The organism is Acinetobacter sp. ANC 4779, assembly GCF_004331055.1.
In the GTDB taxonomy this organism is placed as follows: Bacteria; Pseudomonadota; Gammaproteobacteria; order Pseudomonadales; family Moraxellaceae; genus Acinetobacter.
In genome coordinates, this window is record NZ_SJNU01000012.1 from 69,020 (window position 1) to 85,341 (window position 16,322).

General features: G+C 43.1%; 13 protein-coding genes. 1 reads left to right on the plus strand and 12 read right to left on the minus strand.

What is annotated here, in order from left to right; all coding sequences use genetic code 11:
• Position 1: 1 nt before the first annotated feature.
• From aroB to E0H80_RS13515, 7 genes are all read right to left on the minus strand, one after another.
• Positions 2-1,087: a 3-dehydroquinate synthase gene (gene aroB, locus E0H80_RS13485; protein WP_131366636.1), complete on the minus strand. Its 1,086-nt coding sequence runs from the start codon at positions 1,085-1,087 to the stop codon at positions 2-4.
• Positions 1,088-1,104: 17 nt separating this feature from the next.
• Positions 1,105-1,653 (minus strand): shikimate kinase AroK, encoded by a 549-nt coding sequence (gene aroK, locus E0H80_RS13490; protein ID WP_067868878.1) that lies wholly within the window; start codon positions 1,651-1,653, stop codon positions 1,105-1,107.
• A gap of 36 nt (positions 1,654-1,689) precedes the next feature.
• Entirely contained in the window at positions 1,690-3,819 is a 2,130-nt protein-coding gene (locus E0H80_RS13495) for a type IV pilus secretin PilQ (protein WP_416224594.1), read from the minus strand.
• 61 nt (positions 3,820-3,880) lie between these two features.
• Positions 3,881-4,408, minus strand: a complete 528-nt coding sequence (locus E0H80_RS13500) for a pilus assembly protein PilP (RefSeq protein ID WP_067868892.1) — start codon at positions 4,406-4,408, stop codon at positions 3,881-3,883.
• Complete coding sequence (locus E0H80_RS13505; RefSeq protein ID WP_131366640.1) at positions 4,408-5,133, minus strand: type 4a pilus biogenesis protein PilO; 726 nt, start codon at positions 5,131-5,133, stop codon at positions 4,408-4,410. The genes E0H80_RS13500 and E0H80_RS13505 overlap by 1 nt, the downstream gene beginning before the upstream one ends.
• Complete coding sequence (locus E0H80_RS13510) at positions 5,130-5,774, minus strand: PilN domain-containing protein (protein WP_131366642.1); 645 nt, start codon at positions 5,772-5,774, stop codon at positions 5,130-5,132. Before E0H80_RS13510 ends, E0H80_RS13505 begins: the two co-directional genes overlap by 4 nt.
• Positions 5,774-6,835: a pilus assembly protein PilM gene (locus tag E0H80_RS13515; RefSeq protein ID WP_131366644.1), complete on the minus strand. Its 1,062-nt coding sequence runs from the start codon at positions 6,833-6,835 to the stop codon at positions 5,774-5,776. The genes E0H80_RS13510 and E0H80_RS13515 overlap by 1 nt, the downstream gene beginning before the upstream one ends.
• A gap of 165 nt (positions 6,836-7,000) precedes the next feature.
• On the opposite strand from E0H80_RS13515, the gene ponA reads away from it, so the two are divergent.
• On the plus strand, positions 7,001-9,529 hold the full coding sequence (ponA, locus tag E0H80_RS13520; RefSeq protein ID WP_131366646.1) for a penicillin-binding protein PBP1a: 2,529 nt from the start codon (positions 7,001-7,003) through the stop codon (positions 9,527-9,529).
• A gap of 37 nt (positions 9,530-9,566) precedes the next feature.
• Here the strand turns inward: ponA and E0H80_RS13525 are convergent, their stop codons facing one another.
• The 5 genes from E0H80_RS13525 to ftsI form a co-directional block, all read right to left on the minus strand.
• The gene (locus E0H80_RS13525) at positions 9,567-10,370 is read right to left on the minus strand and encodes a putative RNA methyltransferase (protein ID WP_131366648.1); all 804 of its coding nucleotides are present in this window, start codon (positions 10,368-10,370) and stop codon (positions 9,567-9,569) included.
• Between the two features lie 79 nt (positions 10,371-10,449).
• On the minus strand, positions 10,450-11,568 hold the full coding sequence (gene mraY / locus E0H80_RS13530) for a phospho-N-acetylmuramoyl-pentapeptide-transferase (protein ID WP_131366650.1): 1,119 nt from the start codon (positions 11,566-11,568) through the stop codon (positions 10,450-10,452).
• Entirely contained in the window at positions 11,568-12,974 is a 1,407-nt protein-coding gene (locus E0H80_RS13535) for a UDP-N-acetylmuramoyl-tripeptide--D-alanyl-D-alanine ligase (protein WP_131366652.1), read from the minus strand. Before E0H80_RS13535 ends, mraY begins: the two co-directional genes overlap by 1 nt.
• A gap of 9 nt (positions 12,975-12,983) precedes the next feature.
• Positions 12,984-14,480, minus strand: coding sequence for a UDP-N-acetylmuramoyl-L-alanyl-D-glutamate--2,6-diaminopimelate ligase (locus E0H80_RS13540; RefSeq protein ID WP_131366654.1), 1,497 nt, complete (start codon positions 14,478-14,480; stop codon positions 12,984-12,986).
• 10 nt (positions 14,481-14,490) lie between these two features.
• Positions 14,491-16,314, minus strand: coding sequence for a penicillin-binding protein PBP3 (gene ftsI / locus E0H80_RS13545; protein WP_131366656.1), 1,824 nt, complete (start codon positions 16,312-16,314; stop codon positions 14,491-14,493).
• Positions 16,315-16,322: the final 8 nt, after the last annotated feature.

Here is a 16,322-nt window from a genome sequence, read left to right on the forward strand (position 1 = left end):
CTTATGCCTTCTCTTGATTCGCTAAAATCGCTTGTTTCATCAATTCCACATCAAATTCTTTGGTAATCACAGCCTGTCCCAATAATTTCATCAGTACAAGACGTAACTGTCCATTTAGCACTTTTTTATCGTGTGCCATATATGCGAGGAATTCATCAAGTGGAATAGCGGGGCATTTTACGGGTAAATGGGCACGTTGAATGATTTTTTTTGTACGCTCTAAATCATCAAGTGAAATCCAGCCCATGCGTTGAGATAAATCTGCAGCCATCACCATGCCGGTTGCAACTGCTTCACCATGTAGCCAAACCCCATAACCCAAGTAAGATTCAATGGCATGACCAAAAGTATGACCCAGATTCAATAATGCACGTTCCCCCTGCTCTTTCTCATCATTGGCCACAATACGAGCTTTATGTGCGCAAGAACGGTAAACCGCTTCAGCCAGCAACGCTGAATCACGCTCAATCAGACCATCCATATTTTCTTCGAGCCATCCCAAGAAATCCAGATCGCCCAATAAGGCATATTTAATCACTTCGGCCAAACCTGCGGACAATTCACGATCAGGCAAAGTGCTTAATTGCGCCATATCCGCCAACACCACTTGGGGCTGTTGAAAAGCACCAATCATGTTTTTACCCAAGGGATGATTAATACCGGTTTTTCCTCCTACACTTGAATCCACTTGGGACAAAAGTGTGGTCGGAACCTGAATAAAATACACGCCGCGCTGAAAACATGCAGATGCAAAGCCAGCCATATCACCAATCACGCCACCACCCAACGCTAGAACCGTAGCATCACGATTAAATCCTGCTTCTAATAAGGCATCAAAAATCAGGTTTAAATATTCTATATTCTTATATTTTTCACCATCAGGCAAAATACATGTTGCAACTGTTTTTCCTAAAGCTTCAATTGCAGTCACATAATGTTCTAAATATAACGGCGCAACCGTGGTATTGCTCACAATCATCACTTGCTTACCGCGAATATACGGCTCAAGTAATGATTGTGGATTTAAATCACTGCCAATAAAAATAGGATAGCGGCGATCACCAAGTTCAACATGTAAAGTTTGCATGAAATTAAAACCGTTAATTAGACTAGACCTGCTTCTTGAGAAACAATCATATGTAAGATTTGTTGGGCTAAATCACGAGCAGCACCCTGATTGGTCTCGATAATATAATGTGCAACTTCTCGATACAAAGGATCGCGAAGCGCCAATAAATCACGCAACTTTTGTTCAGGATTTTCAACTTGCAATAAAGGACGGTTTTTATCCCGGTAGGTACGCTGCAATTGAATTTCGACAGGAGTATAAAGATAAACAACGATTCCGCGTTGTTTTAAAAATTCACGATTGGAAGCTTGGGTCACTGCACCACCACCAGTTGCCAGAACCAGTTGCGAACGAGCAGTGAGTTCATCAATCACCATGGTTTCACGATTACGAAATCCCTTTTCCCCTTCTTTTTCAAAAATCCAAGGAATGGTCGCACCTGTTTTGCGTTCAATCTCATGATCACTATCAAGAAACTCGCGCCCTAAAAGTTCCGCCACATGTCGACCAACAGTTGTTTTCCCAGCCCCCATTGGCCCTACCAAATAAATATTTGGCAGGGTTTCAAACTCATTGCTTGGCAAGGAGTCACCTATTTATTTTGCTAAATTCAAAATATATTAATGATTTCTTGAAACACTGTCATTAACAATTCGTGGTGTAACAAAAATCAATAACTCTCGTTTATTATCCGACTTCACATCTTTGCGGAATAAACGGCCAACATATGGGAGATCGCCCAAGAATGGAACCTTAGTTTGTTGGTTTGAAGTTACTTGCTCAAAAATACCGCCTAATACAACCGTCTCGCCATTATCAACCAGGACATTGGTATTAATTTGATTTTTATTAATCGTCAATTGTCCAGTCGGAGTTGGATTTCCCGGAGTATCACTGGTAATGTTTAACAACATTTGAACCTTACCGTCAGGGGTAATACTTGGCGTTACATCCAAACTCAGTACAGCATCAATAAATTCAGTGGTAGAAACTGCATTTGCACCGCCACCTTCTGAGGATTGATAAGGAATCTGTGTACCGGATGAAACTTTGGCGGTTTGTTTGTCTGCGGTTAAGACTTTAGGCGTTGAAATCACTTCACCATAACCATCTGCTTGAAGTGCAGAAAGTTCTAAATCCAGCATAAAATCAGACAAACTGATTAAACCAAAGGCAATACGGCTTGCCCCTTGACTGGTTACACCTAAATCTACGTTTAGGTTGTCTGGACGTTGAATGGTATATTTTCCATCATCACTCGGCGTTTTTAAATCCCACAAAGTTTGATCACTACCACCGACCAACAAATCATTATTTTGATTAATACCTTGTGACAAGATACCCCATTTCACACCCATTTCTTTACTAAACTCTGTGGTAGCACGAACAATACGTGCCTCGACCATGACCTGTTTCACTGGAATATCGAGCAAGTCGACCATTTTGCGGACTTTATCAATATTCTGTGCAGTATCATTAATAATCAGTGTATTGGTTCGTGCATCAGCCGATATGGTTCCGCGTGAGCTTAATAAACTTTCACTGGAATTATTATTGCCACTAGTCCCGGAATTCGAATTTGAATTTGCATTATTTGAAGATTTTGTTTGCGTAATCAGTTTTTCAATATCGGCCACCTTGGCATAGCTGAGTTGCATGTACTCGGTTTGGATTGGTGCCAATTTTACGCTTTGCTCTATCGCCTTCGCCTGCTCTTCTTCTGCTTTAATTAACTCAGAAACTGGTGCAATCCAGATGACATTACCATTACGACGCTTATCTAAATTTTTGGTTTTTAGAATAATATCTAATGCCTGATCCCAAGGCACATCTTTTAAGCGCAAGGTGATATTACCTTGTACCGTATCAGCAGTCACCATATTGATTTCAGTGAAGTCTGCCAATAGTTGCAGCACGCGACGTACTTCAATATCCTGAAAATCTAGGGAAATCTTTTTACCCGTGTAGCTGTTAGCCGCTTTCGGTTTAAGCGGATTTTTATCTTCAGGTCGTTTTAAACTGATGGTGAGTTTATTGTCCGCCTGATAGGCCATATATTCATAGCTACCGGAAGTCTGAATGGTAATGACACCATTGCCACCATTATTATTGGCATCAATCGTAGATACAGGTGTTGCAAAATCATTTACATTTAAACGACGCGCCAAGTGTGCAGGCACTTTATTTCCTAAAGTACGTACCACAACTTTACTGCCTTGCTGCTGTACATCAACCTGTGTGTTGGTGCCGAGCAAATCAATAACGACCTGTCCTTCACCCTGACCACCGCGCTGGAAGCCAATATTGGAAATGCCTTGGGTAGTAGCTCTTTGAGTAACAGCCTGTTGCGTCGTAAATGCATTACCCGCAGCAGAATTAATTTTTAAAATAAAAGTATTGCCTTCGACGCGTGTAGTAAAGGCGCCAGCATCTACCAAATTCACCGTTAAACGTGAACGTTGCGCATCAGAGCTCACATCGATAGAACTGGCTTCTTTGGTGGCCACTGCAATGCTATTTTGTTTTAAATTTTGCTGTGCTTTATCAAAGTCCAGAATCAGACGTGATGGCTGCTCTAATTGATAGGCTTGCGGCTGCGACGGCAAGCCATTAAACATGACACGAATTTCTGTACCCTGACCTGCAACCTGCATCGGCACAATATTGGTAATACTGACTTGTGCATTGGCAACTTGCATTACTGCAATTGCAACTGCACCCATAGAAAATTGACGGAACAAATGGTTCATTGTATTGCCATCCCCAAATATAAAATCTTTAAAACTGTTATTCATTTTTATTCCTTTAAACTTAAGGCGCAGGTCCAATTAATATCAGACTTCTTGGACGCTCTACATATCCTTCACGTCCATCTGGAATAATTTCCATGAGATCGATTTGTGTTGGCGTAATCTTCACCACACGACCATGATTCACACCCATGTAACTACCACGCTGTACGCGCTCTATTTCGCCATCTGGTGTTTGAATTAAGGCCAAGATCTGCCCCGACTGGTTACGCATACTACCCTTCATATTCAAGGATTCAATGGCATAGCTTTCTAAAGGCTGTAGTTGACGTGACAAGTTAGGATAGACACGTTTTCCGGCCATTACTCTCAATTCAGCAGCAAGCGAACTCGGTAAAAAGGGGCTTTTCAGTTGATGCGCTGCATAGTCAAATGTCGGTACAGGGGGAAAAACAGGTGCCGGTTCAATCGGTAATGGCGGCTGATTACGAATACTGGCCATTTGCTCATTGACCGCATCAATCCGAGAATCACACCCCACCAATAACAAACCCAACATCAGACTTAAAGTCATTTTTTCTATTTTCATTACTGTGCCCCTCCAGCTGTAGCAGTTGAATTTGCATCTGCTGCTTGAGTTTCTGTAGCACCGATATAACGATAGGTTTTGGCTTTAACATTATAGGTAATTTGAGGAATATCGGTTTTTTTCTCTTTATTTTCCGTACCGGTAATATCAAAATCATGCAAAGTAACAATACGCGGAAGCGCGGCTATGCCACTGACAAAAGAACCAAAGGCATGATAATCACCGGTTGCTTCAATCGAAATAGGCTGCTCAATAAAGAACTCTTGCTTGATTTCATTTTCTAAACGGATATTTTTAAATTTCAGACCAGAATTTACCCCACTGACGTTGATATCTTCAACCAGTCCCGGGATTTCAGTTTCTTTAGGCAACTGTTCGAGTTGCTGATTAAAATTCGCTTCCATTTCTTGTAACTGTGCTTGCAACTGTTGCAAATTGCGCAGTTTTGAATCTTTTTCACGAAACTCATTTAACAAGTTTTGCTCTTGAGCGCTGGCATTGGAAATTGCCTCTATTTGACCTTTAATCAGCGCAAAATATCCCAGAATACCAATCATCAGCATAATTAAAATCCAGCAAGTGATTTTAACCGATAATGGCCAGCTCCCGTAGTTATTCATATCCAAGGTGTTGAACTGCTGAAGAAACTTATCTAAGGTCATCTTCTTTTTAGGAGTAGCAACCCCTTCATTTGGATTTAATTCATCAAATTCATCGAGACTCATTGTGCTGCCCCCACGGTTGAATTAGCTGGATTTTGTTGTTGTGCTTCTGGGGTTGTCGGTTGTGCAATTTCATCCAAGTCAGCAGTAATAAGGAATGAACCATAACGTTCTTCAACACGTGGAACTACAGAACTCGGAGCTTTATCTTTTTGCTCTTCAACAGCTAAAAAAGAATTCATAAATGCGTTTCGATACCAAGCCGAAGCTTCTAAATTACGCAAGAACTCTGCTACCGTGTTTGGACTTTCTGCTTTACCTTCAATGGTAAATTTATCACCGGTACGGACAAATTTCGTGATGTACAGATTACTTGGGGTAACGCGTGCCATTTCATCAATCAGGCGAACAGCAATGGGCCGTTGTCCTTGCAAACCTTGAATCAACTTCATGCGCTCAATAATGGCATTTCTTTGCGCTTCTAAACCTTCTAAAGATTTCAATTGCACATCAAGGTTTTGATTGGTACTGGTAATCAGTTGGTTGGCTTGTTCTTGATCTTCAAGTTTATGGTCATAGTAAAACCATGCCAAAGCGACGGCTATAACCCCGATTAATGCCATTCCAATACAAATGGTAATAAATTCTTTTTTTCGTCTCTCTCTCAGCTCATCACGCCAAGGGAGCAGGTTAATTCTCGCCATTAATCAAAACTCCTTAATGCCAAACCACATGCCACCATAAGAGAGGAAGCATCATTCTCTATCTTTTTAATATCAATTTGTGGAGAAAAGCCCATTTGTAAAAATGGGTTGGCAATAGTCACACGATAACCAAGTTTTTGTTGCAGTAGCTTGGCGAGCCCCGGAATATTGGCATTACCCCCTGCCAATAAAATATGGTCAATCTCATTAAACTGTGAAGATGAGAAAAAGAACTGTAATGAGCGTGCTGCTTGTTGAACCACAGCTTCTAGATAAGGTTCTAAAACCTCAACATCATAATCATCAGGCAATGAACGACTTTTTTTAGCGCGGCCGGCTTCTTCAAAAGACAAACCATAACGATTTTGAATTTCTTGAGTGAGCTGTTTGCCACCGAATACCTGCTCACGGGTATAAATGACTTTATTGTTTTGCATCACAGATAAGGTCGTCATAGTATGACCAATATCTAAAATACCGACTGTATTTACGCCCATAGGCAAAGTATCCGAAAACACCTGATATGCATTTTCGATAGCAAAACTTTCAACGTCCGCAGTTTTAGGTGTTAAGCCCGCAAGCTCTAAAACTTCAGAACGTGCTTCAACATTTTCAAGACGGGTAGCCACCAAAAGTACATTGACCCGATTCGGGTTTGCCAAACGATCCGGCAATACCTCAAAATCAAGACTCGCTTCATCTAATGGGAAAGGAATATATTGCTCTGCATCCATACGAATTTGAACTTCACGTTCATCGTCCGTCATATCTGCATCCATCTCAATCGTTTTGGTAATGACCATTGAAGTCGGAATTGCAAGTGCTGCAGCTGTAGATTGAGTATTGGCAAGATTAAGTGCTCGCTCTAATGCATCCCCCACCGCTTCTGGATTTAAAATATTCTTTTCGACCACACTACCTTCAGGTAAAGGCACCAGCGCGTAGCTTTCAACCCAATACCTATTACCGCTTTTAACAGAAAGTTCTAACAATTTAACAGAAGTAGAACTAATATCTACTCCAATTAACCCCTTATTTGGCTTACGATATAACCTGAGCACAATATAATTCCTATTATTTTTTTATCCCCAATAAAAGTAACCTACTAATCAGTGTTGGTCTATAATTTTATATAGATACAATAACGCATCTAACAATCTGTATATGTAAACGTTATACTGACCGCCAATTAGTTTGCCATTAGCTCTTATTAAAACTTACTTGTTATGAAAAAGCTATCTCGTTCGGGCCATGTTCATCCATTTTTTTTGATCATAATTATAGCATTGGTCGCAATTCCGATGGGATTCTATGGCATGTATCTCTATATTGCCCCATCTTTACCTAAAATGACCACTTTAAAAAAGGCGCCGTTATTAAAGCCCTTGCAGGTGTACAGTGCTGATAATCAACTTATTGCAGAATATGGTGGCAAGTTATCTGTCCCGGTAGACTACAAACAGATTCCCAAACCATTCATCTCTGCCTTCCTTGCAGCAGAGGATTCCTCTTTCTTTGAACATAGTGGTATTAGTTTTAAAGGCTTAGGACGAGCGGTCAGTGAAACAATCATCGGATCAAATGTGCAAACGGGTGGTTCAACCATCACTATGCAGGTGGCAAAAAATTATTATTTAAGTCCTGAACGTACATTGAAACGCAAACTGACTGAAATTTTCCTTGCTCGCAAAATAGAACAGAACTTAAGCAAAGAGGAAATTTTAACACTCTATGTGAATAAAATTTTCTTGGGCAAAAATGCTTACGGCATCGCGGCAGCAGCGAAAATTTATTACAACAAAAATCTGGACCAGCTAAGTATTGCCCAAATGGCGATGATTTCTGGTCTGCCCAAAGCACCGTCTAAATATAATCCTGTGGTCAATCCAACACGCGCACTGGAACGTCGTAACTGGATTTTAGGCCGTATGCTGCAATTGGGCTATATCAATCAGTCACAGTATCAAAAAGCCATTGCTGAACCCATTAATCTGGATATGCCAGACCGCGGCATTAATAACAAACATCCGTATGTCGGGGAAATAGTACGCTCGGAACTGGTTGAAAAATTTGGCGAACAAGCTATTGATTCTGGTTATAAGGTTTATACAACCGTTGATAGTAAACGCCAAGCCTATGCAGAACAGGCGGTACAAGAAGGTTTAGAGGCCTACGATCGTCGTCATGGTTGGCGCGGTGCTGAAGCAAACGATAAACCGCTGACTGAATTCAGTGCCTATGCAAATACTTATCCGGCGAAAGTTATTAAAGTGAATAGCAATTCTTTTGATGCACTGATGCAAGATGGCTCTACAGTGACCGTTCCTTGGTCAGGGATGTCATGGGCCTATCCTTATAGAAATGCCAACAGTGTCGGCCCTGCTCCACGTCAAGCTTCTCAAATTGTTAAAATTAAAGATATTATTCGCTTACGCCCTAACGATGATAAAACCTCATGGGCCCTGGTTCAAGTCCCTAAAGCCCAAGGTCAACTGATTGCAATCAACCCGAATAATGGAGCAATTGAAGCCATTGTCGGGGGATATAATTTTTACCAATCTAAATTCAATCGTGCCTTACAAGGCTGGCGTCAACCTGGCTCAACCATTAAGCCGTTTGTTTATGCTTTGGCCCTTGAACGTGGTATGACGCCGTATAGCATGGTCAATGATAGCCCGATTACGATTGGCAAATGGTCACCGAAGAACTCGGATGGTCGTTATTTAGGAATGATTCCTTTACGTCGTGCCCTGTACTTATCTCGAAATACTGTTTCTGTTCGATTGCTACAAACTGTCGGGATTGAACGTACGCGACAATTATTTATGGATTTTGGTCTGCAGGAGAATCAGATTCCACGAAACTACACCATTGCTTTAGGCACGCCACAAGTACTTCCAATTCAAATGGCAACCGGTTATGCAACCTTTGCCAATGGTGGTTACCGTATTCAGCCGCATTTTATTGATCGTATCGAAGATGCATATGGCAAAGTGATTTATCAAAGTAATCCGGAATATGCGTGTATTTCTTGTATCAATCAAAACGATACAGAACAGGAATCAGCTGAACCAGTAACTCCAGATGACGAAGTGATTCAAGTCACCAATCAAACTTTGCAAGCAGAAAAAGAACTCACCCAACTGCAATTGGATGAATCCAAAAGCAAGTACCGTCAGGCGCAACGTATTTTAAAATCCAGTTCTGCTTATGACATGGCCAATATTCTGCGTGATGTAATTCAACAGGGTACAGGTCGCGCAGCACTTAAAATTGGTCGGGATGATATTGGTGGTAAAACTGGCACCACCAATGATGCCAAAGATGCCTGGTTTGCCGGATTCAATGGCAAGTTAGTGACTGTGGCATGGGTCGGTTTTGACCAACCCACCACACTCGGTCGTCGTGAATATGGTGGTGTTGCAGCTTTACCGATCTGGACCAACTTTATGGGCAATGCCTTAAAAGGAACACCCGCAGCATGGGTTCATTTCGATAAAAATGCCAAAGCACCGACCAACCATAACCAGACCGTAACTGTTGGCGAAACTGCTACAGAGGATCGCTCTTCCCCCCCATTGGCTCGCCCATTGTATCGTCCAGCACCTGTTGCACCTGAACGTGCACCTGAACGTGACTTTGATGACCTGCCTGGAGAAGAAATACAGGCTCCAGATCATACAGACTCTTCAAACACGCCAAACCAAAACAATAAACCGGATGCACTTCAACGTTTAATTGATGTATTTGAATAAAGTCATAAAAGCCCTCAAATGAGGGCTTTTATTTGGCTTATTTCTTTTTAAACAAATAAATTTGAAATTGCCCTTTTAACGCGACTTGCTCATTCTGCTCCAGTGCCTGTCGGCGTTCCGGTTTTGCTTTATACGCATACGGCGTCATCGCAATCAGGTTTTTCAAATCCGCCTGTTGCAGAATAAAAGGCGCGTCAACAATACTTTCATCTATTAATTCAAAAGCATCTGTCAATTGGTCAACAAACTTATGTGGTTCATGTGGATTCACTTCTTCAAACAATGCCTCACGCAATGCATATAAGTGTTCAGTTGCAGGGGTCACCACCATTAAATAGGCATTCGGCTTCAGTACGCGCAATATTTCCTGCTTGGGAATAGGACTAAACAAACTGGTACATAAGTCAATTGAAGCATCTAGCACAGGAAGTGTGGCACCCGTCCCCACCACCCAGGTCACTTTTTTATTCAGCTTGGCCGCAACCTGTACCGCATTTTTGGCAATATCTACACCTATACATTGCAGTACTTCTGCCTGCATGGCATTGGTGTAATAACCTTCACCACAGCCAAGATCCAGCAGGTTTTCAATGCGTAATTCTCGAATTTTATCAACCACTGCCTTTTGCAAAGGTGCATAGAACCCGGCACTTAAAAATGCACGGCGCGCCTGCACCGATTCCACAGTATCGCCCGGGTTCTTGCTGTGTTTATGCTGGACTACATGCAAATTAACATAACCCTGTTTTGCCACGTCATAACTGTGATTATTGGCACAGCGCCATGTTTTCTCGGTCAGTTTCAGTGCTTCATGACATACAGGACACATCAGCAGATTCATATTTTCTCCAGTGCCTGAAAATCAGGCGATAAAAAAGCCGGCAGATGTGGGAGCAAATGCCGGCTTTTCGAATATTTGCTTAACGCAATTTTAAGGTCATTAAGCCTAAAACTACCAGCATAATCGTGATAATCCAGAAACGAATCACCACTTGGGTTTCACGCCAGCCTTTTTTCTCGTAATGGTGATGTAGAGGTGCCATCAGGAATACACGTTTATTTCGCATACGCAGTGAACCAATTTGCAGGAATACCGAAATCGCTTCGACCACAAACACACCGCCCATAATCGCAAACACGATTTCTTGGCGAACCATCACCGCAATTGTACCCAACATTGCACCCAAAGATAATGCACCGACATCACCCATAAACACTTGAGCTGGATGTGCGTTATACCAAAGGAATGCCAGACCTGCACCAATCATTGCTGCACAGATCACCACCAGTTCCGAGGAGTATTTCACATACGGCAGATGCAGATAATTGGCAAAACGAATATCACCTGCAAGGTAGGCAAACACTCCCAAACCTGCGGCAACAAGGACGATTGGCATAATTGCCAAACCATCCAGACCATCCGTCAGGTTGACTGCATTGGATGCACCGTTAATCACCAGATAAGTAAAGATAATAAAACCGATACCCAATGGAATAGCGGACAAAGGAATACTGAAATTTTTAAAGAATGGAATCAGCAGATCCAGCATATTCGCAGTATGCACAGGATTCGCCTGCTGCGTCGCAATCACATACAGCGCAATACCTGCACCTAAAGAACCGACTGAAGTCCAAAAGAATTTTTTCTTCGCAGGCAAGCCAGCATTATCTTTATAACGGACTTTAATCCAGTCATCTGCCCAGCCCACGGCACCAAAAATTACCATCACCGCAAGTACAATCCAGACATACGGATTGGACAAATCGGCCCAAAGCAAGGTTGAAATACCAATCGAAAGCAGGATCAATACCCCACCCATGGTTGGTGTACCCATTTTCTTGGCATGACCTTCAGGAGCAAATGAACTGACTGCTTGGCCGTATTTGAGTGCTTGTAGCTTACGGATCATCACCGGGCCCAAGACCAGTCCAATGGTCAGTGCAGTTAAGACACTGAGCAAAGCACGTAATGTTAGATAACGAACCACCTGAAACGAGCTGTTATAACCCGCCAGTTGTTCAAATAGCCACAACAGCATTAAAGTTTCTCCATCAAATCAGCCATCAATGTTTCCATATGGGTATAACGAGAACCTTTGAACAGGAAACTCATGGATTGAGGTTGATGTGTTTCAATTAGACTCAGTAAGAAAGGGAGGGCTTGTTCCTGAGTCAGGAAAGCCTGCATTTTTTTACCATATTGGGTACTGCGCGCGCCTTCCTGAGTGGCAGGCGAAAACTCACCCACAGCCACCACAAAATTGACCCCTGTCGCAACCAGATCTCGACCCAGCATATAATGTTGTTGTGCCGCACTTGCGCCTAATTCACCAATATCACCAATCACCATCACTTTTATCCCCTCTTGCTGGGCAAGCACTTCAGCTGCTGCACGCATCGAGGTCGGATTGGCGTTGTAGGTATCATCAATGAACAAATGTTTTTTAGCTTGAATGAAATTCAAGCGACCTTTTGCACCTGTCGCCTGTTCCAGACCGGTCACAATATCATCCAAAGCAATACCAATTGCGAGTGCAAAAGCGGTCGCAGCAGTGGCGTTTTGCACATTATGCTCACCGGCAAAGGGCAGGTTGACTTGGCGTACACCATTCGGTGTATTTAAAGTAAAACCGGATGATTGCGGATGCAATTCAATTTCCGTTGCAAAAACATCCCCCTTATCACCAAAGCTTAATAGCTGTTCGGTTTGTACGGCCTGACGGATCGTATCGGTAAAATCATCTGCAGCCGGAACAATCGAGGTGCCGGTTTTGGCGATATGCGCATAAATTTCAGATTTAGCCCGACAGATACCCTCGCGTCCACCAAACTCACCCAAATGCGCAGTACCAATGTTAATGATCCCGGCAACATGCGGTTGAACCAGATTTGAGGTGTAATCAATTTCACCTTGATGACTCGCACCGAGTTCCATCACGGCATATTGATGTTCAGCACGAAGCTCGAGCAACATCACCGGCACACCTAAATCATTATTCAAGTTACCGCGAGTAATAAGTGTCGGTGCCAAACGCGATAAAATACTTCCAAGCATTTCTTTGGTGGTGGTTTTACCGCTACTGCCGGTCAGCGCAATTACTTTCAACTGTGGATTTTGCGCACGGCGATATGCGCCTAAATGACCGAGGGCCAAACGCGTATCTGCAACCACCAGTTGGCAAATATCTGCATCGACCGGATGACTGACTATAGCAATTTCGCAACCCTGTGCTGCGACTAGAGCAATAAAATCATGTGCATCAAAACGTTCGCCTTGCAGGGCTAAAAAAACATCAGCTTTTTCAGCCTCACGGGAATCCGTTAAAATCCGTTTAATGTCGCCTTGAGGCACTTTCTCATTCAACCAGTAACCTTGTGTGGCATCCGCAAGCTGTGCAGCTGTCCACGACTCCAAAGGTACTGTACTGGTAGTCGATGTATGCATGGTTGTTTCCTATTGAGCCGGATAAGCTGAATCTGGGGTGTGATGCTGTGTATCGATTGCCGATTGCACTTCGATCACATCATCAAACCAGTGACGCACACTGTCAATTTCTTGATAATTTTCATGACCTTTACCAGCAATAACTACAATATCGCCTGCTTGGGCATTTTGCACGGCAAATTTAATCGCTTCACGGCGGTCATGAATTTCATGCACCGCATATGCTGAAAAATCCACACCTGCTTTCATGTCAGCAAAGATTTGTTCTGGATTTTCAGTACGTGGATTATCTGAAGTAATCAAGGCAATATCTGCACCATTGAGTGCTGCTTGAGTCATGAGTGGACGCTTGCCACGATCACGATCCCCACCACAGCCAAATACTGCCCACAACTGATTGGATACATGACGTTTCAACGTTGTAAGCACCTGAATCAAGGCATCTGGTGTATGCGCATAATCCACCACAAATAATCGGTCTTCGTCACGAATCACCTGCATCCGACCCGGCGCACCTTTCAATTGGGCAACGGTTGAAATCAGTGCTGTAAGATCAAAGCCGGCTTGCTCTGCAGTCACCAAACTTGCAACCAGGTTTTCGATATTAAAATGACCCAGCAATGGACTCTGAACATCCAACTTACCCTGCTGGGTAATCAATTTAAAGTGTGCACCATTTAAACTGTATTGAATATTTTCAACCTGATAATCCGCTGGCTGCGTGGTTGAATAAGTCAGAATTTTCGGTTGTGCAGGATTGGTTTTTGCTGCATCAATCATGATCTGGGCATGTTCATCATCGATATTGATAATTGCCACTTTCAAAGTTGGAAATTCAAATAAGCGCGACTTGGCTTCAGCATAAGCTTCAAGCGTCCCGTGATAATCCAGATGATCACGGCTTAAATTACTATAAGCTGCAATTTCAATATCGCAGCCATTCAAACGGCCTTGTTCCAAACCATGTGAACTGGCTTCAATCGCAGCAAACTCTGCAGCTTGCTGTGCATAGCCATACAAGGCATTTTGCAGGTGTAATGCATCTAATGTGGTATGCGAAGACGCTTCCAGATTCGGTAAAATTCCGTTTCCTGTGGTTCCCATTACCGCACATTTTTTTCCCTGCAACATTAATAATTCAGCAACAAGTCGTGAAATGGTGGTTTTACCGTTGGTCCCCGTCACCGCAAGAATTCGAGGCACGGGTATGGGCTGAGTCGCTTGTAAATATTGCTTTTGCCACGCTCCCATCAGATGACGGACATTCGGCACAACAACACTATTATCCAAGCCTAAATCGGCTTCACTGACCACAGCCAAGGCACCATTTGCCAAAGCCGACTGTGCAAACTGCAAGGTTTTTTCCGGTTGAGAAAAACTATTCAGGGCAATAAAAATTTGCCCTGACTCAACATTACGGCTATGTAAACCAAAGCCACTGAATGGCTTGGTCATCCATTCAGTGATTTTGTCAGCGGTGTAGAGATCTTGAAATGTAATGGACATTCATCACCTGTTACTGAATTTTGGGAATATCTAAAGGTCTATCTAAAGGCACATTCATTAAACGTAGCGATTCTTGCATGACCCGTGCGAATACAGGCGCAGATACCGTCCCCCCATAGTAAGAACCTTGAGGGTTTTCCACCACGACAATCATGGCCAAACGCGGATCGCTCACTGGTGCGACACCGGCAAATAAAGCACGATATTCGCTGGTTGAATAACCTTTACGGTCAGCACGTAGCTTATGTGCAGTACCCGTTTTACCGGCCACACGATAGCCCGGAATAGTGGCACGTGTAGCCGTTCCACCTGGCAATGTCGCTGTTTCCATCATCAAAAGCACTTGATCGGCAATTTTCGCATCAATGATTTGCTCACCTTTCGGTGGCTGTTCCAGTTTATATAAACTTAAAGGAACCTTGACACCTTTATTGGCAAGCATGGCATAGGCATCCGCAATTTGCAGCACAGTCGCATTCAGGCCATAACCGTAAGCCATGGTGCCCACTTCAGAGACATTCCATTTGCTGGGCGGCAAGATTAAGCCTCCACTTTCACCCGGGAATTTCACTGCTGAACGCTGCCCCATTCCTACCCGCTTATAAAAAGTCGGTAAGGTGGCATAAGGCAAGGACAATGCAAGTTTCGCAACACCGACGTTCGATGATTTCTGGATAATGCCACCCAAAGTGAGTACGCCATAGTTATGCGTATCACGAATGGTATGGTTGCCAATACGCATACTGCCGGGTGAAGTATTTACCACTGAGTTTGGCGTGTATTTGCCACTTTCCAGCGCCATAGCGACAGTCAAGGGTTTCATGGTTGAACCTGGTTCAAATGAATCGACTGCACCACGGTTACGCATGGCATCTTTATTGCCTAAACTTTTTTTATCGTTCGGGTTATAAGACGGCCAACTGGTCATGGCCAGAATTTCCCCCGTTTTGATATCCACGGCTATGGCAGTCGCTGAACGGGCGTTATTGGCTACCCCTGCAGCAGTCAATTCACGGTACATAATATATTGCAGACGTGAATCAATACTTAAGGTGATATTTTCCCCAGCTTCCACTTCTTTAGTCACTTCAGGGTCTTTGAAACGATTGCCTTTTTTGTCGCGTACCACTTGTTGCGCGCCATCCTGACCTGATAAAGCATCATTCAGCTGCATTTCCAGACCTTCGATCCCGATCCCTTCACTATTGGTCAAGCCAATAATTTGTGCATTCGGCTGTGGCTGTGGATAATAACGCTTATAGTTTTTCTCGGTATAAACGCCTTGGAACTCACGTTTGGCAATCAGTTCAGCCTGCTGCGGTGGAATTTCTTTTTGCAGAACCAAATAACGTGAACGAGGTTTCTCGTTCATTTTCTTTTTCAACTCGGCACGATCAATTCCTACTGCATCGGCAAGTTCATCCAGATTTAAGTTTTTATCCGGTAATTGACGTTTTAATTTACGGTTAGTGGGATCTTTAGCCAGTTCAGCTGTAATCTCATCAAACTGTTTTTTAGTTTCAAAATAATCACGCGGATCAATCACCACTTTCATGACCGGCGTACTAATGGCCAAAGGTACACCATGACGATCATAAATCACGCCGCGCATTGCCTTGACTTTTTCCGTTCTTAAAATATTGGCATTGGCTTTGTTTTGCAAAAAGTCTTTATTGATAACCTGTACATAAAATGCACGACCCACTAAAGCTATAAAGCAGAGTAAAACCACACTCCACATCAGATAAAAACGCCACATATCCACGCTTAGGGTGTTTTTATCCGTAATCGGCTGCTGCTTTTTACGCACTTGCTTGTTTCTGTTGTCCACCATATTACAGC